Source organism: Micromonospora sp. NPDC049004, assembly GCF_040649315.1.
Lineage (GTDB): Bacteria > Actinomycetota > Actinomycetes > Mycobacteriales > Micromonosporaceae > Micromonospora.
Window position 1 is genome coordinate 260,251 of sequence record NZ_JBEZFG010000008.1, and the last position, 25,691, is coordinate 285,941.

The following is a 25,691-nucleotide window of genomic DNA, read 5'->3' on the forward strand; positions in this document are numbered from 1 at the left end:
CCACCCGGGGCCCCTCGGCACCACGTCAGCCGTTGGCGGCGACGTCCTCGACCAGCTGCACCAGCGTGCGGACCGGCACGCCGGTGCCGCCCTTGGTCCAGTAGCCGGTCGGCTCGCCCGAGTGGTAGCCCGGCCCGGCGATGTCGATGTGCGCCCACGCCACGTCGTCGGCCACGAACTCGCGCAGGAACACGCCGCCCTGCAGCATGTGCCCGGCCCGGTCCATCCCGGCGTTGACCTGCGAGATGTCCGCAACGTCGGAGTCCATGCCCTTGCGCACGTCGTCCGGCAGCGGCATCGGCCAGGCCGGCTCGCCGACCGCGTCGCCGACCGTCCGGACCCGCTCGCACAGCTCGGGCGTGCCCATCACGCCGGCCACCCGCTTGCCCAGCGCGATCACCTGACCGCCGGTGAGGGTGGAGGTCTCGAACAGGTAGTCGGTGCCGTCGGCGCACGCGCGGGCGATGGCGTCGGCCAGGACCATGCGGCCCTCGGCGTCGGTGTTGAGCACCTCCACCTTCTTGCCGCTGAACATGCTGATCACGTCGCCCGGCCGGTAGCTGGTGCCCGACGGCATGTTCTCGGCCATCGGCAGGTACGCGCTGACCGCCACGGCCGGCTTCAGCGCGGCGATCGCCAGCATGGCAGCGCCCACCGCGGCGGCGCCCGCCATGTCGGACTTCATCTCCCACATGCCCTGCGCCGGCTTGATCGAGATGCCACCGGTGTCGAAGGTGATCCCCTTGCCGACCAGCGCGACCCGCTTGCCGTTGCCGCCGTCCTGCGGGGTGTAGGTGAGCTTCACCAGTCGCGGCGGGGCCTCCGAGCCCTGCCCGACCGCGATGATGCCGCCGTACCCGCCCGCGGCCAGCGCCGCCTCGTCCAGCACCTCGACGCCGAGGCCCGCGTCACGGGCGGCGGCGGCCACGGCGTCGGCGAACGACGGGGGCCGCAGCTCGTTCGGGGCGGTGTTCACCCAGTCCCGGCTGAGCCGCACCGCGCCGGCGACCGCCTGCGCGCGGGTGATCTCCGCCTGGGCGGCCGGCTCGGCGGCGTCCGGAACGGAGATCAGCACCTCGGCCACCGGCTCGCGCCGGGTCGGCTGCGGACGGGTCTTGTAGCCGGCGAACCGGTACCCGCCGAGCAGCGCGCCCTCCGCGACCGCGCGCAGCGCGGCCGGCGCGTCCGAGTCGTCGGGCAGCGGCATGCTCAGCGCCACCTTCGGCGCCCCCGCCAGGGCCCGGACCGCCGCGCCGGCGGCCCGGCGCAGCGTCTCCGGCGCCGGGGCGGCGCCCGTCGGCTCCGGGCCGAGCCCGACCGCGACGACCAGCGGAGCGGTGACGGTGCCCAGCGTGGCCAGCTTGATGACCTCACCCGGCCCACCTGTCGCACCGAGCAGCGCGAGGGTCTCGGTCAGCTTGCCGTCGAAGGCGACGGCGATGCTCTCCGCGCCGCTGGCGAGCAGCAGGGTGCCGGCGAGGCCGCTGGTGGCGCCCTGCTCTCCGGTCTGGCTGTGCACGCCGATCACGATCGCGTCGACGGCGAGCTCGGCCGGGTCGGTGTCGACCAGGCTCAGGTTGGTGGTGCGGGGTGATGTCACTGAAGCTACTCCGGGCGGGCCGGGCCGGTCGCGACGTCGCGTACCAGCGGTGAAGGTCTCCGGCGGAACCTACCCGCCGGACGTCAGGGCTGTCCCGTCGATCACGCCAACGGGGTCCCGCCGATGCTAACCAGCGGCGTTGCCCCCGGTAAGTTGCCACCCATGACCGACGTGACCTCCGACGCCGCCGCGACCCGGCTGCGTCGTTCCCCGCTGCACGAGCGGCACACCGCCGCCGGCGCCAAGTTCGCCCCCTTCGGGGGCTGGGAGATGCCGCTGGAGTACGCCGGCGGCGGGGTGCTCAAGGAGCACGCCGCGGTGCGTACGGCGGTGGGGGTCTTCGACGTGTCGCACCTGGGCAAGGCCCGGGTGACCGGCCCCGGCGCGGCCGAGTTCGTCAACTCCTGCCTCAGCAACGACCTGCGCCGCATCGGGCCCGGCCGCGCGCAGTACACGCTGTGCTGCGACGACGCCACCGGCGGCGTGGTGGACGACATCATCGCCTACCTGTACGCCGACGACCACGTCTTCCTCATCCCGAACGCCGCGAACACCGCCGAGGTGGTGCGCCGGCTGCGCGCCGCCGCCCCGGAGCGGATCACCGTCACCGACGAGCACGAGGCGTACGCGGTGCTGGCCGTGCAGGGCCCCCGCTCGGGCGACCTGCTCGCCGCCCTCGATCTGCCCACCGAGCACGGCTACATGAGCTTCGACGCCGCCAACCTCGCCGCCGTGGAGCTGACCGTCTGCCGCACCGGCTACACCGGCGAGCTGGGCTACGAGCTGGTGGTGCCGGCGGAGCACGCGGTGACCGTGTGGGACGCCCTCTTCGCCGCCGGCGAGGCGTTCGAGCTGCGCGCCTGCGGGCTGGCCGCCCGGGACACGCTGCGCACCGAGATGGGCTACCCGCTGCACGGGCAGGACCTCTCGCTGGACATCACCCCGGTGCAGGCCCGCTCGGGCTGGGCGGTCGGGTGGGACAAGCCGGCCTTCTGGGGCCGCGACGCGCTGCTCGCCGAGAAGGCCGCCGGCCCTCGACGTACGCTGCGCGGCCTGGTGGCGGTCGACCGCGCCATCCCGCGCCCCGGTATGACGCTGCACGTGGGTGACAAGCAGGTCGGCACGGTGACCAGCGGCACCTTCAGCCCGACCCGCAAGCAGGGCATCGCCCTGGCCCTGCTGGACACGGACGCCAGCCTGGCCGAAGGCGACGAGGTGCAGGTCAACATCCGAGGCCGCCAAGCCCCCCTGCGCCTGCAGAAACCCCCCTTCGTAACCCCCTCAACCCACTAACCCCACCCACCCCCGACTCCCACGGGTCCGCCGCCCGCCCTCGCCCTGGTGATCAAGAGCTTTGCGTCATTCCCGGGCGAGATTCTGACCCAAATCTCTTGATCACCGGGCGAGGGAGGGTGGGGGCGGCGGGCGGTGGGGTGGGGTGGGTTAGGGGGTTGGGGTGGTGGGGGGTTCGCCGGAGTCCAGGACCGCCTGGGTCCAGCCGCCCTCGATGACTCCGGTCGCGTTCAGGACCGCCCAGTCGACGACGTCTGTCGCCTCCACCACCACGGGGGCGCCGATGCGTACGCTCTCGTCGGTGTTGGCGTCGCTGGCGCTGACGCCGACGATCCGCTCCGGGGTCTCCCACGAGGTGACGCCCGCCCAGACGTACTCGGGCCCGTCGTCGCCCGGCAGGCCGTACTTGACGACCAGCTGCGACTCCGCCGGTAGCTGGCCGGCGACGAAGCGGGCCCGGGCGTCGCCCAGCGCGGCGCGGGCGGTGGCGACCGCGCGGCTCATCGCGTCACCGGAACGCGCGTAGCGCACGTCCGGCTGGATGCCGGAGAACAACGTCGCGCAGGCGGCGGCGTAGTAGCGCCCGTCCGGGCCGGGATGCCCGGCCGGCGGCCGCAGGCTCAGGAACGAGTCGGCCTCCGGGTCGGTCGCCGGGTCCAGTTCCAGGCGCAGCAGCACCGGGGCCGTCGCGCCGTGCTGCTCCGGGTTGCCGTACGCCACCGCGATGTCGTGCCCGGTCACCGTGGCCAGCACCGGCAGCTGCACGAACGCCGGCACCTCCTCGCCGGTGAGCCCGTCGGTCCAGTCCCGCAGCAACCGTCGGGCCGCCCCGGTCATCACCGCGCCCCAGGCGCGGGTCAGATGGTCGGGCACCCCCTGGGTCTGCAACTCCAGCAGTCCGAAGCGCCGCAGCCCCTTCGTGGTGAACCACAGCCCCTCGGTGTCCGAGGAGTACGGCACCAGCACCCAGTCGACAAGCCGGATCCGGCCGTTCTCGTCGGGGAGTGAGCGCAGCGCGGTCGCCGGGTCGAGGAACTGGAGGCCGAAGACGTCCACGACGTCGCCGTCGACGGACTCCGCCACGGCGGCCGCGACCGCCCGGGCCGCCCACTCGTGCGCGGGTGGCCACCCCGGCCGGTACTCCGCCTGGACCACGACCAGGTGTGTCGCCGCGGCCAGCCGGGCCAACTGCGCCTCGGTGGCGCCGAACGCGGTGAGCAGATCCGGCGGGAGCGCGGGGAACTCGGCGATCGGCCGGGTGTCGACGCTCATCAGCGGGCTGTCCAGCATCTGCCGGGCGAGCCCGTGCACCGGCTCGGCCAGCCGGCCGGTCAGCGCCGCCACCGCAGTCTTCGCGCTGACCTTCGGCAGCCCCGCCATCGGCACCAGGTAGGTCGCGCTGAGCGACTCCGGCACCGGTACGGGCAGGAAGTCGTCAGTGATGAGCATGTGGGTTCCCCCGGTGGCCGTGCCGGTGCTGTCGAGCCGAACGCTACCCGGCCGGCCGCGCCCGCTTCAGGCGGACAGCACCACACCCAGGTAGACCAGCGTGGTGACCACCTCGACTGTCGCGCCGAGCACGTCGCCGGTGATGCCGCCGAGCCGGCGTACCACGTGGGCCAGCAGCGGCACCGCGACGGCGAGCGCGGCGACGACGGCGACCGGCCCCTGCCACGGGCGGCCCGGCACCGCGGGCACCGCCAGCAGCACGACGGCGACCGCGCCGACGGCGAGCGCCACCGGGCCGACGGTTCCCGCCACCAGGGCCCCCAGCCCGTCCGGCCGGGCCGCGGGCACGCCCCGCCGGCACGCCACCGTCACACCCAGCCGCCCGGCCGCGGTGGCCGCCACCACCGCCGCGAGACACGCCGGCCAGGACCGGCCGGCCAGGTCGGCGAGCGCAGCGGCCTGCACCAGGAGTACGACCACCAGGGCGACGACGCCGAACGGCCCGACGTCCGGCTTCTTCATGATCTCCAGCGCGGCGGCACCCCGCCGGTACGACCCGAGCGCGTCCACGGTGTCGGCCAGCCCGTCCAGGTGCAGTCCGCGGGTCAGCAGGGCGGCGGCGCCCACCGTCACGCCGGCGGCCACCAGCGGGGGAGCGAGCATGCCGATCAGCAGCAGGACGCCGCCGAGCAGCACGCCGAGCAGCGCGCCGACGGCCGGGGCGAGCGCCATCGCGATACCCGCCACCGGGCGGTCGATCCGCCCGGCGCGTACCGGCAACGTGCTGAAGGTGGTGATCGCCAGCCGGGCGCCCGCGACGAGCCGCGGCTCAGCCGGCACGCCAGCCCGACGCCGGCTGCTCGTCGGTGGCCGTGCGGGTCGGCCCCGGCCCGGCCGGCTCAGGCTCGGTGAACTCCGGGTCGGTGTAGTCAGGCCCGGTGTACGCCGGCTCGGCGTAGTCCGGCTCGGCGTCGTCGGTCTCCGGGTCGGCTTCCGGCTCGTCGGTCGGGTCCGTGTCGCCGGTCAGCGACGGGTGCACCGGCAGCGCGGCGGCCAGTGCCAGCACCGAGCGCAGCAGCGGCAACGCGACCAGGGCGTTGGCGCCCTCGCCGAGGTCCAGTCGCAGGTCGAGCAGGGGCGTGAGGCCGAGCACGTCGGCGGCCAGCCGCACCGCGGGATGCTGGCCGTGGTCGGCCAGCAGGCACCAGTGCCGCGCCTGCCCGGCCAGGTCCCGGCTGACCATCCCGGCGGCCAGCCCGACCGGCCCGTCCAGCAGCACCGGCACCCGGCGGGCGGTGGCGCCCAGCAGCACGCCGGTGGCCACCGCCACGTCGCCGCCGCCCAGCTCGGACAGCACGTCCTTCGCGCCGCGCGGCGAGCGACGGGTGCGGTGCAGCGCGTCGCGCACCGCCGCGCAGCGGACCATCCAGGCCGCGTCGTCGATCTCACCGGAGTCGGTGATCACCCGGCCCAGCACCGCAGGTGGTTCCGCGCCGGCCGTGGCCGCCAGCACCGCCGCCGCTGCCGCCTCGGTGCCGGCACCGCACGCTCCCAGGACCAGCAGTTGTACGCCTGCGTCGGCGGCCTGCTCGGCCAGGCGCCAGCCGTAGCGCAGCGCCGACTCGACCTGCTCGCCGGTGAGGGCCGGCTGGGTCTCCATCGGCGCGGAGGCGGGGGTGTCGACCACCTGCAGGCTCGCGCCGCTCTCGGCGGCCAGCCGGGCCAGCGCGCCCCGTCCGGCGCGCGCCTGGGCGGCGCGACGCGCCGACTCGCCCGCGACGGTGCCGGCCGACGCGCCGCCGGCGTGGTCGCCGTTGAGCAGCAGCACCCGCACCGAGCCCCAGGCGGCCGGCGTCGACGTGCCCTGGGTGGCCGCGGCGAAGCCGACCACCCGGTCCAGCACGCCCAGCCCGGCACCGGGCACGTCCAATGTGGCCAGCCGGTCCACCGCCTGCGGGCCGGCGTAGTCGTCGGGCATCGGCAGCTCCATGCCCGGCTGGATGACCAGCCCGGTGGCCACCATCGGCAGCGCCATGGTCGGCGCGGCCCAGGGGTTGCCGGGCTCCTGGTTGGGGGCGGCCGGCGGGGTGTGGGTCAGCACGTCGGGCAGCTGGACCTCGGGGGTGGGCTCGGCGTCGAGCAGGCTCGTGCCGGCCTGGTGTGCGCCGGCCCGGCCCGTGCCGGTCTGGCTCGCGGCCGGTGAGACGGGGCTCGCCGACGCGCTCACGGTCGCGGCGGCGGCAGCGGTGGTGGGTGCCGGCTTCAGCCAGGCCGGTTGGCCCGCCACCACCAGCACCACGGCGTCGCAGGCGTCGGCGACCGCGCGGTTGGCCGCGCCGAGCGCGTCGGTGAACGCCCGGCCCAGCGGGGTGGTCGGCACCAGCGACAGCCCGACCTCGGGGCTCACCAGCACCACCCGCGCCGCGCAGGTGCGGATCGCCTCGGCCAGTTCGGCGATCGTCGCCACGTCGTCGGCGGGCTGGTGCTCCGGGTCGAGCAGCACCGTCACCCAGCCGCCCAGGTCGTCCACGAGGAGCGTCTCGTTGGGCTCGGCGGATTCGAGCACGTCCGCGAGCCGGCGCGGCTCTCCGGCGGTCTCCTCGGTGGTCCAGCTGCCCGGTCGTCGGGCGCGATGCGTCGCCAGCCGGGTCGCCCACTCGGTGTCCTCCGGGTCGCCCTCCGGCGCGGTGGCGACGTAGCGGACCACCGGCGCGTCGGCGACCAGGGACTCGGCGAACTCGGACTTGCCGGACCGGATACCGCCGAGCACCAGGACCGTGTTCCACCCGTCAACGGACATGTCCGTACCTTAGTTCTCATGCCCCGGGTCTGGGCACGTCGCCCCAGCCCTACCGACTGTCGACAGTCCGTTCCGCGTCCATTGCAGGCAAGCGTCCGCTTCCCTGTCGCCAGGTGACGACCGGACCGGGCGGCGTCGTGCGAAGCACCCGCGATCGCCGGCGTTCGTCGGTGGTCAGCCGCAGTGTTCGAACCCGCTGCCGTAGCTCACCCCGCCGGTGGCGCCGCCCCACTTCACGCACGCGCCAGCGGCGGCGGCCCGCACCGGCCCCGCGTAGTAGTCGAACGACCCGCTGTCGGTGCTGCGGGCCCGTCCCTGCACCTCCAGGTACGCCGACGCGGCCGTCCTGGCCCCGACCGCGGTGTCCTTGAGGGTGACCACGCAGTTGTTGCCGTTACCCGAGTGGTAGAGCAGGTAGACGCGGCCCTGCCGGCGGCCGCCACCGTCGGTCAGCGTCGCCGAGTCGATCACCTGATAGCCGCTGCCGCACGCCTGCGCCGCCGTGTACGGGTTGGGCCGGCCCGCCGGGCTGCCGCTGGACGTCGGTCTGCCACTGGCCGCCCCGGTCGGCGTGGTCCCCGGTGCCGCGCTGCGGGTGGCCGGGCTGCCGCTGGCGGGCGTACCCGATCGGTCGCCACCGGTCGGTGTGGCGGTCGCGGTCCGGGCGGCGCTCGGCGTGCCACCGGCCCGGGATGCCGGGGTGGTGGTGTCAGTGGTCGGTGGCGTGACAACGGCGCCCGACGTCGATTCACCCGCCAGCGCCGCCGAGCCTGTCGTCGCGCCCGGCCCGGCGTCCGGACGCAGCGCCGTCACGGCCCCGCCGACCAGCGCGATCAGAACGATCGCGCCCACCCCGACCAGCAGCGGCCCGCGTCGCCGGCTCGACGACGTCGGCAACGGATCCTCGCGGGTCGGCCCGGTCTCGGCCTGCCGGATCGGGGCCAGCCCGGCCCGGAAGGCCGGTGGCCCGGCCGGGTCCGTGGGCGGGACCGGCTGCGGCGTCGGCACGCCGGTCGGCACGGGCGGCGTCGAAATCGGAACGGGCGAGGCCGGCGGCGCCAGGGCCGGGGTGGTGCCCGGAACCGGCGGCGCGAGGGCCGGTGGGGTGGTGGCGCCCACCACGGGCGTCGCCGGGGCGGCCACCGCCCACGGAGGGCGGGCGGACGGCGGGATGCTGGCCAGGGTCGCGTCGCGGGCGTCAGCGGCGGCAGCGGCCAACTCAGCGGCGCTGGCGTACCGTTCCGCCGGCCGCTTGGCCATCGCCCGCGCGATCACCGCCGCCACCGCGGGCGGCGTGTCCGGCGGCAGCGGGGCCGGCTCGTCCTGGGCGTGCCGCAACGCCACCGCGAGCGGGTTGTCGCCGTCGAACGGTGGCCGCCCGGCCAGGCAGAAGTACGCCACCGCCCCGAGGGCGTAGACGTCCGTGGCGGCGGCGACCGGCTGGCCGGTGGCCTGCTCGGGAGACATGTACGCGGCGGTGCCGAGCACCATGTTCGCGGCGGTCAACCCGGCCATGCTGCGGGACCGGGCGATGCCAAAGTCGACGAGCACCACCCGACCGTCCGCCTTGACCAGCAGGTTGCCGGGCTTCACGTCCCGGTGCACGATGCCGGCGAGGTGGGCGGTGTGCAGGGCGTCGGCCGCCTGCGCCAGCACCGACATGGTGGTGGCCGCGTCCAGTCGCCCCGCCGTGCGTACCCGGGCCGACAACGGTTCGCCCTCGACGTACTCCATCACCAGGTAGTCGACCCGGCTGCCGTCGGCGAGCGCGGCCTGCCCGACGTCGTGCACCGCGACCACGCCGGGGTGCCGCAACGCCGCGAGCATCCGCGCCTCGGCGCGGAAGCGGGCGGTGAACTCGGCGTCGGCGACCAGCGACGGCAGCAGCACCTTCACCGCCACCTCGCGCTCCAACAGCACGTCGGTGCCGCGCCAGACCGCGCCCATCCCGCCCGTCGCCACCCGCTCGCCCAGCCGGTAGCGGTCGCCGAGCAGTACCCCCCGAGTCAGCACCGAGCCACCGTACCGGCCGGCGTCGATCGGATTGATCCACCCCGTGGACTGCCGCGGGGGCGAGCGAGCGGCCGTTGCGCGCCGGGCCGACTACGCTTGCGGGGGTTCGTCCCACGGGGACTTCAGCGGCGAGGGGAGACGCGGCATGGCGTGGAGCTGGCGGTACGAGGGCACGGACGGTCAGACGGTGGAGGGCCCGGCGGAATCGTTCGGCAGCCAGGCCGACGCCGAATCCTGGATCGGTCAGACCTGGCGTGAGCTCGCGGCGTCCGGCGTCACCTCGGTCGCGCTCGTCGAGGACGACCGGGTGGAGTACCGGATGAGCCTGCTGCCCACGGCCGAGTGATGGCCTACGACCGGCCGGGGGCCGACGGGCTGGTGCTCGGCGTGCCCAAGGCGGCGTTCCGGCCCAGCCCGGTGTTCCTCGGCCTGGTCGCGCTCTTCGCGGTCAGCGGGGTGCTGGCCTGGAACGGGTACGGCAGCGTCCGCCTCGACGTGTTCCTGTTCGTGGTGTCCGGCTGGCTGGTGTCGCTCTGCCTGCACGAGTACGCCCACGCGGTGGTGGCCTACCGCGCCGGTGACCGGGACATCGCCCACCGCGGTTACCTGACGCTCAACCCGTTCAAGTACACCCACCCCCTGCTGTCGATCGTGCTGCCGGTGGTGGTGGTGCTGCTCGGCGGCATCGGTCTGCCCGGCGGTGCGGTGTGGGTGGACCGGCACGCCATTCCGGGGCGGCTGCGGCACACCCTGGTCAGCCTCGCCGGCCCGGCGACCAACGTGCTGTTCACGTTGCTGCTCGTGCTGGCCGTGCGACTCGGCACGTCCTCGGGTGGCCCGGTGGAGTTCTGGGCCGGGGTGGCGCTGCTGGCGTTCCTGCAGCTCACCGCGAGTGTGCTCAACCTGCTGCCGGTGCCCGGCCTGGACGGCGGCAACATGATCCAGCCGTGGCTCAATCCGCAGTGGCGCAGGATGTACGACCTGTTCGCCCCGTACGGCTTCATTCTGCTGTTCGCGCTGTTGTGGAACCCGCGCATCGGCGGCTGGTTCTTCGACGCGGTCTTCGCCGTCGGTGACCTGCTCGGTCTGCCCTCCTGGCTCTACGCCGCGGGCCTGGACCTGATCCGGTTCTGGCAGGGCTGAGCCGAGCTGTCCGGTCCGGCCGGCGCGGGTGCGCCGACCGGACCGGACCCGCGTCAGGGCCGCTCGGCGGGGGACTCGGTCTTCGCCGGGTCCCGCTCGGTGACCGGCTCGACGATCTCGTCGATGGCCTTGAGCAGCCCGGCGTCGAGCTTCACCCCGGCCGCCTTCACGTTGTCGTGCACCTGCTCGGGGCGGGACGCGCCGATGATCGCCGACGACACGTTCGGGTTCTGCAGGACCCACGCCACGGCCAGCTGGGCCATGCTCAGCCCGGCCTGCTCGGCGAGCGGCTTGAGCTGCTGCACCCGGGTCAGGACGTCGTCGTTCATGAACCGCGAGATGAAGTTCGCGCCCGACTTCTCGTCGGTGGCCCGGGAACCGGCCGGCGGCGGCTGCCCCGGCAGGTACTTGCCGGAGAGCACGCCCTGGGCCATCGGCGACCAGACGATCTGGCCGATGCCCAGCTCCTCGCTGGCCGGCACGACCTCGGCCTCGATGACCCGCCACAGCATCGAATACTGCGGCTGGTTGGAGACCAGCGGGATGCGCAGCTCCCGGGCGAGGGAGTGGGCCGCCCGCAGCTGCTCGGCGGTCCACTCGGAAACGCCGATGTAGTGCGCCTTACCGGAGTGCACGACGTCGGCGAACGCCTCCATCGTCTCCTCCAGCGGCGTGCTGTAGTCGTACCGGTGGGCCTGGTAGAGGTCCACGTAGTCGGTGCGCAGCCGGCGCAGGGAGCCGTTGATCGACTCCATGATGTGCTTGCGGGACAGGCCACGGTCGTTGCGACCCGGCCCGGTGGGCCAGTAGACCTTGGTGAAGATCTCCAGGCCCTCGCGACGCTCGTTCTGCAGCGCCCGGCCGAGCACGTCCTCGGCCCGGGTGCCGGCGTACACGTCGGCGGTGTCGAAGGTGGTGATCCCCGCGTCGAGGGCGGCCCGGACGCAGGCGTTCGCCGCGTCCTCCTCGACCTGGGAACCGTGGGTGATCCAGTTGCCGTACGAGATCTCGCTGACCATCAGGCCGGAACGGCCCAGGTGTCGGAATTCCATACTCCGACCCTAGCTCCGGTGGATCACGATCGCCGTGCGGCGACTCACAGCACCGGGTTCGCGTCGGTCAACAGCCGGTCGATCTCCTCCAGCACGGCCGCGCGATCGGGGTGCACCAGGTCGATCAGCGGCCCACCCCGCCGGTCCAGCGCGCCCCACCGGCCGCTGCCGCTGACCACCAGGAACGCCACCGGGTGGATGACCACCATCGGGTACGACGGCTGCACCAGCACCGCGCCGGTCCGGTCCACCACACCGCGCCGACCGGCCACGTCGACGACGACGAGACCCTCGTCGGTGAAGCCGTCGACCGGACCCGCGTCGGTCAGCTCGGTGACGAAGCCGTGGTAGCGGGTCGGCACCACGATCCGGCCGGTCCGGTCGACCGCGCCCCACCCCTCGCGCTTCACCGCGGCCAGCCCTCGGCGGAACGGCCGTACGTCGGCGAAGTTCGGCGGAACCTGCACCGCGCCGGTCGGGTCGATCGCCGTCCATCCGCCGTCGGTGACCACCCAGGCCAGGCCGTCGCTGAACGGGCGCACCGCCCGGTACGAGGGCGGGATCACCGTCGTACCCAGCAGGTTGATCAGGGACCACCGGTCGGTGTCCGGTCGCCGGACCCAGGCCAGCCCGTCGTGGAAGGGCTGCGCCTCGGCGTACCGGGCGGGGATGACGACGTCGCCGGCGTGGTCGGTGTAACCCCACAGCGGTCCGTCGCGGTCCGGCTGCGGGGGCCGGTCCCGGTCGAGCACCTCGTCGCGACTCCGGGGGTACGGCCCGAAGCCGTCGGCCGAAGCCCGCGCGGTGACCGCGTCGAGGGCCACCCGGATCCGGTCCAGCAGCTCGGCGTCGCCGGCCCCGCGCAGGTCCAGCGCCCGCTCGAAGTGGTGGCAGGCCTCCATCAGCCGACCCTGGTCATAGGAGCACCGCCCGGCGTGCTCGTGCAGGGCGGCTCGCAGCCGGTCGGGCAGTTCGATCGAGTTGGCCTCGGCGAAGAGCTGGTCGGCCTCGGCGTAGTCGCCCCGCCAGCGCAGGACGTGCGCCAGCCGGGCCTGGGCCAGCGCGGTCCGGCGCAGCTCGCCGGTGGCCTCCGCGTAGGTGAGGGCGAGCCGGCCGTCGGCCAACGCGTCGTCGAGGTCGCCGAGGATCCGCGAGGCGACCGCGCGCAGGCTGAGCAGCCGCGCACGGGCCTTGTTGTCCACGGCCGAGCCCAGCTTCTCGGTCAACCGCCGTCGGATGGCCCGCATGGCGTCCGGCTCGGTCAGCTCCTCGCGCAGGGTCACCGGGTCCAGCCGCCAGCGGTACGCGGCCAGAACCTGCTCCGGGTCGCCCTGATCGGCCAGCGAACGGCGGGGCGTCTCCGGCGCCGTGGCGGGCGGCGCCGACACCTGCGCGTCCTGGTCGGACGACCCGCTGCGCGGCCCGGGAATGCCAGCGAGCGGTACGGCGGCAGCGGGAGACACGGGCGCGGCGGGCGGGGCGGAGACGGGTGGCGCGGAGACAGGCGTCGCTGGTGGCGCGGAGACGGGTGCCTGCGCGGCCGGTGCTGCCGAGGCGGGCGGTGCGGAGACGGGTGCCTGCGCAGCAGGTGGCGCGGAGACGGGCGCGGCCGGCGGTGCGGTGGCCGGCGGTGCGGAGACGGGCGCCGTCGCGATGGGCGGTTCGGCCGCCGGCTCGGGCGGCGTGCGCGTCCCATCGGTCGTCGAACCCGACCCTGCCGGGTCGGTAACCGTGTCCGGGCTGGCGGTCGACGGGTACGCGCTGCTCGACGCGGGCGATGCCGGCCAGTCCGACGGTTCGGCGTCGACCAGGCCGTCCCGCGACGCATCGGTGGACGCGTCGGCGGTCGGCGTGCTCGTCGGGCCGGCGGCGTCGTGGCCGTCGTCGGCGGCGAGGTCGTTGTGGTGTCCCGGCGTCTCGGCGTACGACTCACCGCTGTGCGGACGGTGGCTATCGCCCGATGTCGGCTCGACGGTTGCCGTCGTGTCGTCCGCATCGTCGACCAGCTCGTCCGACCAGGTGTGTGGAGCACCGGAGACCGGGTGTGCCGGCGGTCCGGAGACCGGCTCCCGTCCGTCGGTCGGCGTCGGCTCGGTGGTGGGCTCCCCGTGGGTGGCGAGGTCGTCGACCCAGGAGCGACGCTCACCCTCGGCCACCTCCACAGACGTGGCGGAGGCCGGCGGCGCCGAGACGGGCCAGGCGGAGTCCGGCGGTGTGGAGACGGGCGGTGCCGAGACGGGCCGGGTCGAGTCGGCCGGCGCAGGAGCGGGCGGTGCCGAGACGGGCCAGGCGGAGTCGGGCGTCGCGGCGCCCGGCGGTGCCGAGACCGGCCAGGCCGAGTCGGACGTCGCGGCGCCCGGCGGTGCCGAGACAGGCCGGGTCGAATCCGGCGACGCGGGTGTCGGCGGTGCCGAGACGGGCCAGGCCGAGTCGGGCGGTGCCGAGACCGGCCGTGCCACGTCCTGTGGTGCCGAGACGGGCTGTGCCGAGTCGGGTGGGGCGGGGCGTGCGGCGATCGGATCGGCCGGCGGTGCGGACACCGGTCGGCTCGGTGGTGGGGAGAGCGGTTCGGCGATCGGTGTCGCAGCGGCTTCGACGGTCGAGTCGGGTCGTCGGTCGGTTGCGGGGTCGCCGACCAGCGGTTGGGCGGACGTCGCCGACGGGTCCTGCTCGTCCTCGGCGTGTGGCGGCGAGCCGGCCGACCCGTCGCCGGGCTTCCAGTCCTCGCTCGTCTCGGCGACGGTGGCTGTCTCGGGTTCCGCGGCCGGTCGCTGGTCCGCTGCTGTCCCGTCCTGGTCGGGCTCGACCGGCTGGGTGCCGGGGCTGAACCAGGCTTCCGGTCCCCTGGTCAACGCCTCCGCTGGCTCCGCAGGAGTCGGCACGGGCGCTTCCGAGGGCGCCGGGGGCACGTAGCGACGCGGTACGCCAGGGGCGATCGGGAGCGCCGGCTCGGCGTCCGGCGCGGGTTCCGAGGACGTCGGCGTCGTGGGGCTGGCGGGTTGCTCCGGCCGCTGCCAGGCCGGTGGGGGCGCGACCGGCGGGCGGTCATCCGCAGGCGGCGAGGGCCGCTGCCCGGGGCTGGGATGCGTCTGCTGGTCCTGCTGGACCGGCGGTGTCGGGTGCGCGCGGTTGTCCGGGCCGGGATAGCGCGGTGGAGCGGTGGCGCGCGGGTCGGCAGTCGACGCCGGTTCGGTGGGTGTGCGGTGCTCGGGCCGCTGCGGCGGCTCCGGCCGCTCGTCCGCCGCCGGCGGATCCACCGGGGCGGGCAGGAACTCCAGCCGCAGTCGGGCGGCCGGTGGACCGGAGACGGGGACGTCCGCCGGGGAGACCGGAGTGGCCGACACCGGCCGGTCGCGCTCGGCGCGCGTGGACGACGTGGACGGTTGCCACCCGTTGTCCGCCGCAGCGGGAGAGACGGGGGCCGCGGATACCGGCCGGTCCCGGCCGGGCGCGGCGGGCGCTGCCGGCGACACCGGACGAACCGGAGTCGACCGGCCGGTGCCGGGCGTGGCCGGGGAGACGGGTGTGGGTGGGACCGGCGTCGCTCGGCCGGTGCCCGGTGCGGCAGGGGAGACGGGTGTGGGCGGGATCGGAGTCGCCCGGCCGGTGCCCGGTGCGGCCGGGGAGACGGGTGTGGGCGGGACGGGGGTGGCCCGGCCGGAGGTGGGTGGCGCCGTCGCGGCGGGACGCGCGGGCCGATCGTCGTACCGGGGCGGCTCCGCCGCTGGCCGTGCGGGTCGCGTCGCCGGTCGTGGCGACACCTCCGGCTCGGCGCCGTAGTGCGGCTCGGGCCGGTAGCCCGGCTCCCGTGTCCGGTCCGGGTGCACCGGACCGGGCGCAGGCCAGGGTAGGCCGCCACCCGAGCGGGGGCCGGGCTGCGACCGCGGCTCGCGGTAGGTCTCCTCGCGGTACGGCTCATCGCCGTACCGCTCCGGCCGGGCGTTCTCGCGCGGACGCCGGTCTGGGTACGCCTCGGCGCGGGCTGCCGCCTCGCGGGGTTGCTGCCGGTGCGGCTCGACATCGGGACGGCGACGCTCGCCGTCGTGGCGGGGCTGCTCCGGCGTCTCCGGTTCGGGGCGACGCCGCCTCCCGCCGTCGGACGTCTGTGGCGGACCGAACGCCTCGTCGGGCCGGCGCTGCCGGTCGGTGTGGGCACCGGGGCCAGCGTCCACGCGGGACCGGCCGTCGGCAACGCCCCGCTCCGAGCGCCGGGCGTCGTCGGGTAGGCGTTCCGAGCGGCGGGCCTCGTCGGCAGCGCCCCGCTCCGATCGGCGGGCGTCGTCGGGCCGGCGTTCCGAGCGCCGGGCGTCGTCGGGTAGGCGTTCCGAGCGGCGGGCCTCGTCGGCAACGCTTCGTTCCGAGCGGCGGGCGTCATCGGGGAGGCGGTCGGGGTGGCCGTCGGCGCGGTAGCGGGACCGGCTGTCCACGGGTGCCCACTGGCCGGCCCCCTCGGCGGCCCAACCGTCGGTCGGGCGGCCGTCGTGGCCCCTGGCCGGTCGGGTGCCGTACCCGTCGCCGGGGTGCCGGTCGTGACTCGCGGCCGGTCGCTCCGACGTGCCGCGCCGGCGCGGCGCCTCGTTCGGCTCGGGCACCCAGCCGGAGTCACCGCGCGGTGCGGGGGAGTAGGGCCCGGGGGAGACGGGTGGCGCCGTCGGGTACGCCCGGTCCCGGTCGATCGGCTCGGGTCGGGGCGCACGGCTGTCGTACCGCTCGGAAGTGGGCTGCTCGCGGTGCCAGGCGGCCTCCCGGGCCGGTCCCCGGTCGTCGCCGGGACGCCGGTCGGACCAGGCGGTCCGCCGGTCCGACTCGGGGGAGCGGCGCTCCTCGCGTCGGGGCGGCTCGGGGAGCGGCCGACGGTACGGCTCATGGTCGTAGTGCGGTGTCTCGGATCGGCCGTGGTGCGCCGTGTCGGCGGGGCGCTCGTCACCGCGCGACCAGCCGTAGGACGAAGTCTCACCCGGCTCGTCGTCCGGCCCCCACCGGCCGTTGGGGGCCGGCTCGCCCGGAGGCTCGTCGGCCCAGGAGCGGCCGAGGTAGGTGCCGTCCGGTCGGGTGGGCGCGAGCGGCGGCACCTCGGTACGACCGACCACTGTCGCCCGTCCGCGCGGCGGTGCGGGCTGGTGGGTGACGCCGATGTCGCCGGGGTAGCGCTGGCCGGGGAACTGAGGGTGCCACTCGGTGGTCGGCTCGACCACCCAGGACGGCTCGTTCGGGTCCCGCCACCGGTCGGTGTAGCGGCCGTTCATCCGTCGAGCCCGTCGCCACACCCGGCCGCGTGGCCGCTCCCCGTCGACGGTGAGGTGGCCGAGGTCGGGCCCCGCTGACCCATGGGCGTCCGGTCGCCGCCTGCCACGCCCCGGTGGCCGGCTCGCGTCCGCTCGCTCACGGCGTTGTCACCTCGTTGCACATTGTCGCGCTGGGGCCTCGCGTGCCGGTCGGGTCGCCCGTTCCGGCAGGGCGTGGCTGCGGATGGAGGGTAACGGCGTGGGCTCGTTCACCGCCACTGTGGCACCGTCCACGAGCGCAAACGTTATCCGATGGTTCCGGACATTTAGGTCGATAACCCAATCTGACCTTCGACGATACCCCACCCGCCAGCCAGGTGGACCGGAGCATCGGGTCAGGGATGCTCCATGACGAGGACGGCGAAGGTGCCGGGGACCAGCGCCTCGTACCGGTGCGGTGTGTCGCCGGGGAACGTCGCGTAGTCACCCGGGCCGAGGTCCACGGTGCCCGCCTCGGGGCCGACGCGCAGCCGCCCGGCGGCCACCACCACGTGCTCGATGCTGCGCGGGGTGTGCCCGTCCGCCTCCCGGACCGCGCCCGGCTCCAACTCGATCAGGTAGACGTCCCGGCGCAGGTGCGACGTGCCGGCGCTGAGCAGCGTCCCGGTGAAGTCGGCCTGTTCGGAACCGACCCGGGGTCCCTCCCCGGCGCGGATCACCCGGATGTCGACGTGGGCCGGCTCCACGAGCCGGCTGATCGGGACGCCCAGCGCCGCGCCGAGCGCCCAGAGCGTCTCGACGCTCGGGTTGCCGGTCCCCGACTCCAGGTGGGCGAGCGTCGACTCCGCCACCCCCGCCCGACGAGCCAGCTCGGCCAGCGAGACACCGACGCGTTCCCGTTCGCGGCGCAGCGCGGCAGCGATGGTGGCCAACGGGGCAGCCGGTTCTCCAGGCATGCGTGTTCGCTCCAGTGGATCAACGTTCGCGGTGACGAACAACGGGCGACCTGTTCACCGTGATGAACTACGCGCACGGTACAACGAACAGCCGCGGCCCGGATGCTTCCCGCTGTGCTTTGCCCCCAACGCGGCCGGAGCCGCCGCCGGGACGACGTGGGCCCGCCGGAGCCGGGATCAGACCTTGTCGCCGATGTTGACCTGAGGAGCCGGAGCGCGCATCCGCCGGAAGGTGATCGACCGCATCACGGCGTAGAGATAGAGCGAGCCCATCCGCTGGTCGCTCTTCGGGAAGCGCTCCCGGACCAGCTTGCCGATCTTGCGGCAGATCAGCAGCGAGTCGACGACCACACCCAGGGCCAGCGCGCCCCAGAGCACGTTGGAGATCAGCCGCACCACCGGCGGCATCGCCGCGTTCGAGCCGATCAGCACGATCAGCGCGCCGCCGAAGAACCAGGTGCCGACGGTACGCCGGGAGTCGACCACGTTGCGTGCCAGCAGCCGCTCCGGGCCCCGGTCGCGGGGGCCACCCTCGCGGCGGAACTCGGCCGCGGCCTCGGTACGCAGCTGGCGGCGCCGCTCCCGCTCCTCCTCCTTGGTGAGGGGACGGGTGGGGCCGGCCGGGCGACGGCCGACGGTCGGCCGCTTCGGCGTCTCCCGACCCTTGGCCGGGGTGTAACCCCGGGGACGTTCGGCGGTCTCCTCGGAGGTCACCGAGGAGACGGCCTCGTCGACGAGGTCGTTGGACTTGCGGCGAAAGAGCGACGGCACGCGGCAAGGGTAGCCAACGGTCCGCGCCCGGTGCACATCGCGGTACGGCGGCGGACGGCTCCAGGTCGCAGCGCGACCTGGAGCCGTCGGGGCCGAACGATTGGTGCGAGAGGTTACGGACGCTCGGCGTGCGCGCCCAGGTCGGCGAGCTTCGCCTCGAAGTCCTCGTAGCCGCGGTTGATCAGGTCGACGCCGTACACCCGGGAGGTGCCCTCGGCGGCGAGCGCGGCGATCAGGTGGCTGAAACCGGCCCGCAGGTCCGGGATGACCAGGTCGGCGGCGTGCAGCTTGCTCGGCCCGGCGATCACCGCCGAGTGCTTGAAGTTGCGCCGGCCGAAGCGGCACGGGGTGCCGCCGAGGCAGTCCCGGTAGACCTGGATGTTGGCGCCCATCGAGTTCAGCGCCTCGGTGTAGCCCAGCCGCTGCTCGTAGACCGTCTCGTGCACGATCGACAGGCCGCGGGCCTGGGTCAGCGCCACGACCAGCGGCTGCTGCCAGTCGGTCATGAAGCCGGGGTGGACGTCGGTCTCCAGCGCCACCGCGTTCAACTCGCCGCCGGGGTGCCAGAAGCGGATGCCGCCCTCCTGGCCCGGGTCGCCCAGCTTCGGCGGCCGGGTGTCGGTGACCTCGTACTCGCCGCCGACGGACCGGAAGATGTTCAGGAAGGTCATCATGTCGGCCTGCTGCGCGCCGAGCACCTCGACGTGGCCACGGGTGGCCAGCGCGGCCGCGGCCCAGCTGGCGGCCTCGATCCGGTCGGGGATCGGGCGGTGGGTGTACCCGTGCAGCTTCGGCACGCCCTGGATCTCGATCACCCGGTCGGTGTGGACCTTGATGATCGCGCCCATCTTCTGCAGGATGCAGATCAGGTCGATGATCTCCGGCTCCACCGCGGCGTTGCGCAGCTCGGTGACACCCTCGGCCATCACCGCGGTCAGCAGCACCTGCTCGGTGGCGCCGACGCTCGGGTACGGCAGGGCGAACTTGGTGCCGTGCAGGCCGTTCGGCGCGGACAGGTGCAGACCCTCGGGCCGCTTGTCGACAGTCGCGCCGAACTCCCGCAGCGCCTGCAGGTGGAAGTCGATCGGGCGCGGGCCGATGTGGCAGCCGCCCAGATCCGGGATGAACGCGTGCCCGAGCCGGTGCAGCAGCGGCCCGCAGAACAGGATCGGGATCCGGCTCGAACCGGCGTGCACGTTGATCTGGTCGGTGCTGGCGCTCTCAACGTTCGCCGGGTCGAAGACGAGCTCGCCGTCCTCGGCGCCGTCGGTCACCTTGACGCCGTGCAGACCGAGCAGACCCCGGACCACCTCGACGTCGCGGATCTTCGGCACGTCGAACAGCCGGCTCGGGCTGTCGCCCAGCAGTGCGGCGACCATCGCCTTCGAAACCAGGTTCTTCGCGCCGCGCACGCGGATCCGCCCTTCGAGCGGAGTGCCTCCATGCACGATCAGGACGTCGTCGGTCAACGCAACCTCCAGCGCGTCGGTGCTGCTGTGTTGATGGTGGGGAGCCTGAACTCTGTCGCTACCCCGGATGCGGCCATATCGAAACGGCCCGCTTGCGTCCTCGCCTCGGCAGCATAGCCCTCGGTGACGAAAAAGGACTCGGTCAGACCGGCGTGTGTGGCATTAATCGGTGATCCGGCACTTTTGCGTACCAAGGACGTCACAGATCGTGATCACGCACCGGGCAGGGCGAGCATCTGGTCCAGCGCCACCCGGGCGTGGTGCGCGGTGTCGGCGTCGACAGTGATCTGGTTGACGACCCGACCCGCGACCAGCTCCTCCAGGGCCCAGACCAGGTGCGGCAGATCGATCCGGTTCATGGTCGAGCAGTAGCAGACAGCCTTGTCCAGGAACATGATCTGCTTGTCCGGGTGGGCCAGCGCCAACCGGCGGACCAGGTTCAGTTCGGTGCCCAGCGCCCACGCCGAGCCGGCCGGCGCCGCCTCGATGGTCTTGATGATGTACTCGGTCGAGCCGACGTGATCGGCGGCCGTGACCACCTCGTGCCGGCACTCCGGGTGGACCAGCACGTTGACCCCGGGCACCCGCGCCCGCACGTCGTTGACGCTCTCCAGGGTGAACCGGCCGTGCACCGAGCAGTGCCCCCGCCACAGGATCATCTTGGCGTCACGCAGCTGCTCCGGCGTGAGCCCGCCACCGGGCTTGTGCGGGTCGTAGAGCACGCAGTCGTCCAGCGACAGGCCCATCTCCAGCACCGCCGTGTTGCGGCCCAGGTGCTGGTCCGGCAGGAAGAGCACCTTCGAGCCCTGCTCGAACGCCCAGTCCAGGGCGCGCTTGGCGTTGGACGAGGTGCAGACCACGCCGCCGTTGCGGCCGACGAAACCCTTGATGTCGGCCGAGGAGTTCATGTACGTCACCGGGACGGTCTCGGCGGCGATGCCCAGCTCGGTGAGCGTGTCCCAGGCGGCCTCGACCTGACCCAGCACGGCCATGTCCGCCATCGAACAGCCAGCGGCCAGGTCGGGAAGGATCACCCGCTGCGCGTCCGTGGTGAGGATGTCGGCGCTCTCGGCCATGAAGTGCACGCCGCAGAAGACGATGTACTCGGCGTCCGGCCGGGCCGCGGCCTCCCGGGCCAGCTTGAACGAGTCGCCTGTCACGTCCGCGAACTGGATCACCTCGTCGCGCTGGTAGTGGTGCCCCAGCACGAACACCTTGCTGCCCAGCTTCGCCTTCGCCGCCGTGGCACGGGCCACCAGATCCGGGTCGCTCGGCGCCGGCAGGTCGCCCGGACACTCGACGCCGCGCTCGGTGTCGGGGTCGCTGCCCCGGCCGAGCAGCAGCAGAGCCGTCGCCGTGTTGGAGGGTTCCACCCAGGTCGAAGTCACGTAGCCCATGGTCCCACAGCGCGAGCGCGCCGCAGCTCCGCTCGGTGTGGGCTGCCACACTGCTCGACATGCGCGTGCTGCTCTGCCCGGACAAGTTCGCCGGCACCCTGCCCGCACCGGAGGTCGCCGCCGCGGTGGCGGACGGTTGGCGCAGCGTCGCCGATGGTGACGAGCTGCTGATCCGGCCACTCGCCGACGGCGGGCCCGGCTTCGTGGAGGTGCTCGCCGAGGCGCTCGGCGGCCGGCGGGTGACGGTGCCGACAGTCGACCCGCTGGGCCGGCCCGCGGCCGGTGAGATCCTGCTCACCCTCGACGGCACGACGGCCTACCTGGAGAGCGCGCAGGCCTGCGGCCTGCACCTGCTCTCCGCGGCCGAGCGCGACCCGAAGACCACCACGTCGTACGGGCTGGGTCTGCTGGTGACCGCCGCCGTGGAGAGCGGGGCCCGGACGGTGGTGATCGGGCTGGGCGGCTCCGCCACCAACGACGCCGGCGCCGGCATGCTCGCCGCGCTGGGCGCGACGCCCCTCGACGCCACGGGCGCGGCGCTGCCGTACGGCGGGGCGGCCCTGGCCCTGGTCGACGCCCTCGACGGCGCTCCCCGGCTGCGCGGCGCCCGGCTCGTCGCCGCCACCGACGTGGACAACCCGCTGCTCGGCCTGCACGGCGCGAGCAACGTGTTCGGCCCGCAGAAGGGCGCCGACCGCGCCGACGTGCTGCTGCTCGACGCGGCCCTGGAGCGTTTCGCGGCGGTGCTGGAGCGTGACCTTCCCGGCTGCCCGGCGGGGCTCGGCGCGCTGCCCGGCGGTGGGGCCGCCGGCGGCCTCGGCGCGGCCATCCTCGCGCTCGGCGGCGCCTGCGAGTCGGGCATCGGCCTGGTCACCCGGGCCACCCGGCTGGACGCCGCGCTCGACACCGCCGACCTGGTGATCACCGGGGAGGGGTCCTTCGACCACCAGTCGCTGCGCGGCAAGGTCGTCGCCGGGGTGGCCGGCGCCGCCCGGGATCGTGGGGTGCCCTGCGTGGTGGTGGCCGGGCAGGTCAGCACCGGCCGACGGGAGGCCGCCTCGGCGGGGGTGACCGACGCGTACAGCCTGGTCGAGCACTTCGGTGGGGAGCAGGCCGGCGGGCTCGACGCCGCGTTGAGCCGTCCCGCCGACGGGCTGCGCGAGCTGGGCGCCCGACTGGCCCGGCAGTGGAGCCGCTGAGCGCTCCACCGACCCGCTCCAGGCCGTCGCGTCCGGGCCGACCTGGGGCGCTGGTCCCGCCACGCGGGTACGTCCGGCCGGGGCGGCGTACGATCGGAACCGGACCACAACCGGGAATCACTGGACGGCGCGCGGCGTTGGCCAGTGCGTCCGGACCCAAAACCGCGCAGGGAGACTTCCACGTGACCACGCCAGCGCAGACCGAGTCGACCGAGGCCCAGGCCCCTACTTCCGTCGTCCTCACCGACGTCGCGGCGCAGAAGGTCAAGGCCCTGATCGAGCAGGAGGGCCGCGACGACCTGCGGCTCCGCGTCGCGGTGCAGCCGGGTGGCTGCTCCGGCCTGCGGTACCAGCTCTTCTTCGACGAGCGTTCGCTCGACGGTGACGTCGTCAGCGACTTCGGTGGCGTCGAGGTCGTCGTCGACCGGATGAGCGCCCCCTACCTGTCCGGCGCGACGATCGACTTCGCCGACCGGATCGACGCCCAGGGCTTCACCATCGACAACCCCAACGCGGGCAACTCCTGCGCCTGCGGCGACTCGTTCAACTGAGTCGCGCACCACGCACCACCGACGACGGGGCCGTCCTGCGGGACGGCCCCGTCGTCATGTCGGGCTGATGGTGGGAGCGGTCCCGGGTGGCCCGGGTGCACGGGTGGACGGGCGGTTGCCGTTGCCCGACCGACCGGACACGTCCGGGTTGCCGGGCCGGTAGGCTGACCGCGCCCTGCTCCCGACCCTGAGGGTTGACATGAAGATCGCCGTGACCGGCTCGATCGCCACCGATCACCTGATGAGCTTCCCGGGTCGGTTCGCCGACCAGCTCATCGCCGATCAGCTGCACAAGGTTTCCCTCTCCTTCCTGGTGGACGACCTGGTGCTCCGCCGTGGCGGGGTCGCGGCGAACATCTCCTTCGGCATGGGGCAGCTCGGGCTGCGCCCGGTGCTGCTCGGGGCGGTGGGCGCGGACTTCGCCGACTACCGCTCCTGGCTGGAGCGGCACGGCGTGGACTGTGACTCCGTGCACATCAGTGAGGTGGCGCACACGGCGCGGTTCGTCTGTACCACCGACACCGACATGTGCCAGATCGCGTCGTTCTACGCGGGTGCGATGAGCGAGGCCCGCAACATCGAGCTGGCCCCCGTCGCCGACCGGCTCGGCGGGCTGGACCTGGTGCTGGTCAGCGCCAACGACCCGGAGGCGATGCTGCGGCACTCGGCCGAGTGCCGCAGCCGTGGGTACGCCTTCGCCGCCGACCCCTCTCAGCAGCTCGCCCGGATGCCCGGCGAGGACGTGGTGGCGCTGATCGAGGGCGCCGAGTACCTGATGACCAACGACTACGAGAAGTCGCTGCTGCAGAGCAAGGCGCAGCTGACCGACGACCAGTTGCTGGACCTGGTCAAGGTGCGGGTCACCACGCTGGGCAAGGACGGCGTGGAGATCGCCGGCCGCGGCATCGACCCGATCCACGTGCCCATCGCCCGGGAGATCCGGGCGGTCGACCCGACCGGGGTGGGCGACGGCTTCCGGGCCGGCTTCTTCACCGCGCTCTCCTGGGGCCTCGGCCTTGAGCGGGCCGCCCAGGTCGGCTCCCTGCTGGCCACGCTGGTCCTGGAGACGGTGGGCACCCAGGAGTACGACGTCCGCCGCGACCTGTTCGTCAAGCGCCTCGCCGAGTCCTACGGCGACGCCGCCGCCGAAGAGATCCGCCCCCACCTCCTCCCGTAACCCCCGCCCCACCCAGCTCAACCTTGCCCGCCCCGCCCCGCCCCGCCCCGGCCCCAGCCCAGCCCCAGCGATCTTGCACTTTCTGTCGCTGTTTCGCGGCTTATGCGCGGTTTTGTCGCGGCAGAAACTGCAAGATCGCGGGGCCGGGTGGGGTTAGTGGGTGCGGCGGATGTCGTAGGCGGGGCCGTCCGGGCCGGTCACCGCGCCGAGGAACTCCTGGCCGCGCATCCGGCACCAGGCGGGGATGTCCACCGCCGCGGCCGGGTCGTCGGCGAGCACCCGGACCACCGTGCCGACCGGCACCTGCGGCATCCGGCGGGCCGCCGCGATCACCGGCAGCGGGCAGCGCTGGCCCCGGCAGTCGAGCACCTCGTCCGGCATCGTCACAGCCCCACCACCCCGGCGTCGGCGCGCAGCCCGGCGACGATCCCGGGCAGTTCGGCGAGGAACCGCTCGACGTCGGATTCGGTCGTGTCCCGGTGCAGGCTGACCCGGACGTTGCCGTGCGAGAGCACTCCCATCGCCTCCAGCACGTGCGACGGCCGCAGGGTGGACGACGTGCAGGACGAGCCGGACGACACCGCGAACCCCCGCCGGTCCAGCGCGTGCAGCAGCGTCTCGCCGTCGACGTACAGGCAGGAGAACGTCACCAGGTGCGGCAGGCGCAGGACCGGGTCGCCGACCACCTCGACGTCGGGCACCTCGGCCGCCACCCGCGCCCGGATCCGGTCCACCAGCGGCGCCAGCCGGGCTTCCTCGGCCGCCGCGTCGGCCGCCGCCGCGCGCAGGCTCGCCGCCGCCGCCACCACCGCGGGCAGGTTCACCACCCCGGGGGTACGCCCACCCTCGCGCTCGTCGGCCGGCCAGGGCGACTCCCAGCGGGTGCCCTTGCGGACCGCCAGCAGCCCCACCCCGGGTGGTCCGCCCCACTTGTGGGCGCTGGCGCTGAGCATGGCCCAGCCGGCCGGCAGGGGCACCCGCCCGACCGACTGGGCCGCGTCGACGTAGAGCGGCACCCCGACGTCGGCGCAGACGGCCGCCGCCTCGGCGACCGGCTGCACGGTGCCCACCTCGTGACTGGCGGTGATCAGCGCGGCCAGCGCGACGCCGGGCGCCCGGACGGCCGTCGACCACTCGGCCAGATCCAGCCGACCCACCCGGTCGACGGGCACCGCGTGGGCGACGCCGCCGGCCGCGACGTGCCGCTCGGCGGCGTGCAGGACTGCGGAGTGCTCGATCGCAGAGTGCACCAGGGTCGCCCCGGCCCGGTGCCGTCCCGCCAGGCCACCGAGCACCGCGCCGTGGGCTGCGGTCGTACCGCTGCTGGTGAAGGACAGCTCGTCGGCGCGGACGCCGAGCGTCTGCGCGGCCGCCTCGCGGGCGGCGTCGAGCAGTTGCCGCGCACGGCGTGCCTGGCTGTAGAGCTTTCCCGGGTCGGCCCAGCCGTCCTCCAGGGCGGCCAGCAGCGCCTGCCGGGCGACCGGATGCAGGGGCGCGGCGGTCGCCGCGTCCAGGTAGACCGAAGAGGCACTCACGGATCAGTACGCTATCGCGACGTTATGCCCAGGATCCCCCCGATGGGGGCGGACAGTGACC

Annotated in this window: 18 protein-coding genes and 1 pseudogene; 6 read left to right on the forward strand and 13 right to left on the reverse strand. The window is 74.4% G+C overall.

Annotation, left to right across the window (positions count from 1 at the left end; translation table 11 throughout):
* Positions 1–25: 25 nt before the first annotated feature.
* On the reverse strand, positions 26–1,600 hold the full coding sequence (locus AB0B97_RS24325; protein WP_357496676.1) for a leucyl aminopeptidase: 1,575 nt from the start codon (positions 1,598–1,600) through the stop codon (positions 26–28).
* A 162-nt stretch (positions 1,601–1,762) separates the two neighbouring features.
* Between AB0B97_RS24325 and gcvT the strand changes: the two genes are divergently transcribed.
* Positions 1,763–2,893: a glycine cleavage system aminomethyltransferase GcvT gene (gcvT, locus tag AB0B97_RS24330; protein ID WP_357496678.1), complete on the forward strand. Its 1,131-nt coding sequence runs from the start codon at positions 1,763–1,765 to the stop codon at positions 2,891–2,893.
* A gap of 150 nt (positions 2,894–3,043) precedes the next feature.
* On the opposite strand, the gene AB0B97_RS24335 is transcribed toward gcvT, so the two are convergent.
* The 4 genes and pseudogenes from AB0B97_RS24335 to AB0B97_RS24350 form a co-directional block, all read right to left on the reverse strand.
* Positions 3,044–4,342 (reverse strand): DUF2314 domain-containing protein, encoded by a 1,299-nt coding sequence (locus AB0B97_RS24335; RefSeq protein WP_357496680.1) that lies wholly within the window; start codon positions 4,340–4,342, stop codon positions 3,044–3,046.
* Positions 4,343–4,408: 66 nt separating this feature from the next.
* Positions 4,409–5,182 carry an adenosylcobinamide-GDP ribazoletransferase gene (locus tag AB0B97_RS24340; protein ID WP_357496682.1) on the reverse strand — a complete coding sequence of 258 codons (774 nt, stop codon included), beginning with the start codon at positions 5,180–5,182 and terminating at the stop codon, positions 4,409–4,411.
* Complete coding sequence (locus AB0B97_RS24345; RefSeq protein WP_357496684.1) at positions 5,172–7,142, reverse strand: bifunctional adenosylcobinamide kinase/adenosylcobinamide-phosphate guanylyltransferase; 1,971 nt, start codon at positions 7,140–7,142, stop codon at positions 5,172–5,174. The genes AB0B97_RS24340 and AB0B97_RS24345 overlap by 11 nt, the downstream gene beginning before the upstream one ends.
* Before the next feature lie 1,206 nt (positions 7,143–8,348).
* Positions 8,349–9,155: pseudogene (locus tag AB0B97_RS24350) on the reverse strand (serine/threonine-protein kinase); the annotation flags it as partial.
* A 145-nt stretch (positions 9,156–9,300) separates the two neighbouring features.
* Here AB0B97_RS24350 and AB0B97_RS24355 point away from each other — a divergent pair.
* Positions 9,301–9,501 carry a hypothetical protein gene (locus AB0B97_RS24355; protein WP_030337978.1) on the forward strand — a complete coding sequence of 67 codons (201 nt, stop codon included), beginning with the start codon at positions 9,301–9,303 and terminating at the stop codon, positions 9,499–9,501.
* Positions 9,501–10,298, forward strand: a complete 798-nt coding sequence (locus tag AB0B97_RS24360; protein WP_357496686.1) for a site-2 protease family protein — start codon at positions 9,501–9,503, stop codon at positions 10,296–10,298. Before AB0B97_RS24355 ends, AB0B97_RS24360 begins: the two co-directional genes overlap by 1 nt.
* 53 nt (positions 10,299–10,351) lie before the next feature.
* Here AB0B97_RS24360 and AB0B97_RS24365 read toward each other — a convergent pair whose 3' ends face one another.
* The 6 genes from AB0B97_RS24365 to nadA all read right to left on the reverse strand — a co-directional run bounded on the left by AB0B97_RS24365 (position 10,352) and on the right by nadA (position 21,159).
* Entirely contained in the window at positions 10,352–11,350 is a 999-nt protein-coding gene (locus AB0B97_RS24365) for an aldo/keto reductase family protein (protein ID WP_357496688.1), read from the reverse strand.
* Between the two features lie 44 nt (positions 11,351–11,394).
* A complete protein-coding gene (locus AB0B97_RS24370; protein ID WP_357496690.1) occupies positions 11,395–16,596 on the reverse strand; it encodes a WG repeat-containing protein in 5,202 nt (1,733 codons plus the stop codon).
* 374 nt (positions 16,597–16,970) lie between these two features.
* Positions 16,971–17,531 (reverse strand): XRE family transcriptional regulator, encoded by a 561-nt coding sequence (locus tag AB0B97_RS24375; protein ID WP_357496692.1) that lies wholly within the window; start codon positions 17,529–17,531, stop codon positions 16,971–16,973.
* 177 nt (positions 17,532–17,708) lie between these two features.
* On the reverse strand, positions 17,709–18,302 hold the full coding sequence (locus AB0B97_RS24380; RefSeq protein ID WP_357496694.1) for a DUF3043 domain-containing protein: 594 nt from the start codon (positions 18,300–18,302) through the stop codon (positions 17,709–17,711).
* A gap of 113 nt (positions 18,303–18,415) precedes the next feature.
* A complete protein-coding gene (gene murA / locus AB0B97_RS24385; protein ID WP_308195384.1) occupies positions 18,416–19,771 on the reverse strand; it encodes a UDP-N-acetylglucosamine 1-carboxyvinyltransferase in 1,356 nt (451 codons plus the stop codon).
* Positions 19,772–19,983: 212 nt separating this feature from the next.
* Positions 19,984–21,159, reverse strand: a complete 1,176-nt coding sequence (gene nadA / locus AB0B97_RS24390) for a quinolinate synthase NadA (RefSeq protein ID WP_234587011.1) — start codon at positions 21,157–21,159, stop codon at positions 19,984–19,986.
* Between the two features lie 68 nt (positions 21,160–21,227).
* On the opposite strand from nadA, the gene AB0B97_RS24395 reads away from it, so the two are divergent.
* From AB0B97_RS24395 to AB0B97_RS24405, 3 genes are all read left to right on the forward strand, one after another.
* Entirely contained in the window at positions 21,228–22,367 is a 1,140-nt protein-coding gene (locus tag AB0B97_RS24395; protein WP_357496697.1) for a glycerate kinase, read from the forward strand.
* Positions 22,368–22,549: 182 nt separating this feature from the next.
* Complete coding sequence (gene erpA, locus AB0B97_RS24400) at positions 22,550–22,918, forward strand: iron-sulfur cluster insertion protein ErpA (protein WP_234587006.1); 369 nt, start codon at positions 22,550–22,552, stop codon at positions 22,916–22,918.
* 199 nt (positions 22,919–23,117) lie between these two features.
* Positions 23,118–24,095 (forward strand): carbohydrate kinase family protein, encoded by a 978-nt coding sequence (locus AB0B97_RS24405; protein WP_234587004.1) that lies wholly within the window; start codon positions 23,118–23,120, stop codon positions 24,093–24,095.
* A gap of 153 nt (positions 24,096–24,248) precedes the next feature.
* On the opposite strand, the gene AB0B97_RS24410 is transcribed toward AB0B97_RS24405, so the two are convergent.
* On the reverse strand, positions 24,249–24,482 hold the full coding sequence (locus AB0B97_RS24410; RefSeq protein WP_234587002.1) for a sulfurtransferase TusA family protein: 234 nt from the start codon (positions 24,480–24,482) through the stop codon (positions 24,249–24,251).
* Complete coding sequence (locus AB0B97_RS24415; protein WP_357496700.1) at positions 24,479–25,630, reverse strand: aminotransferase class V-fold PLP-dependent enzyme; 1,152 nt, start codon at positions 25,628–25,630, stop codon at positions 24,479–24,481. Before AB0B97_RS24415 ends, AB0B97_RS24410 begins: the two co-directional genes overlap by 4 nt.
* Positions 25,631–25,691 lie beyond the last annotated feature (61 nt).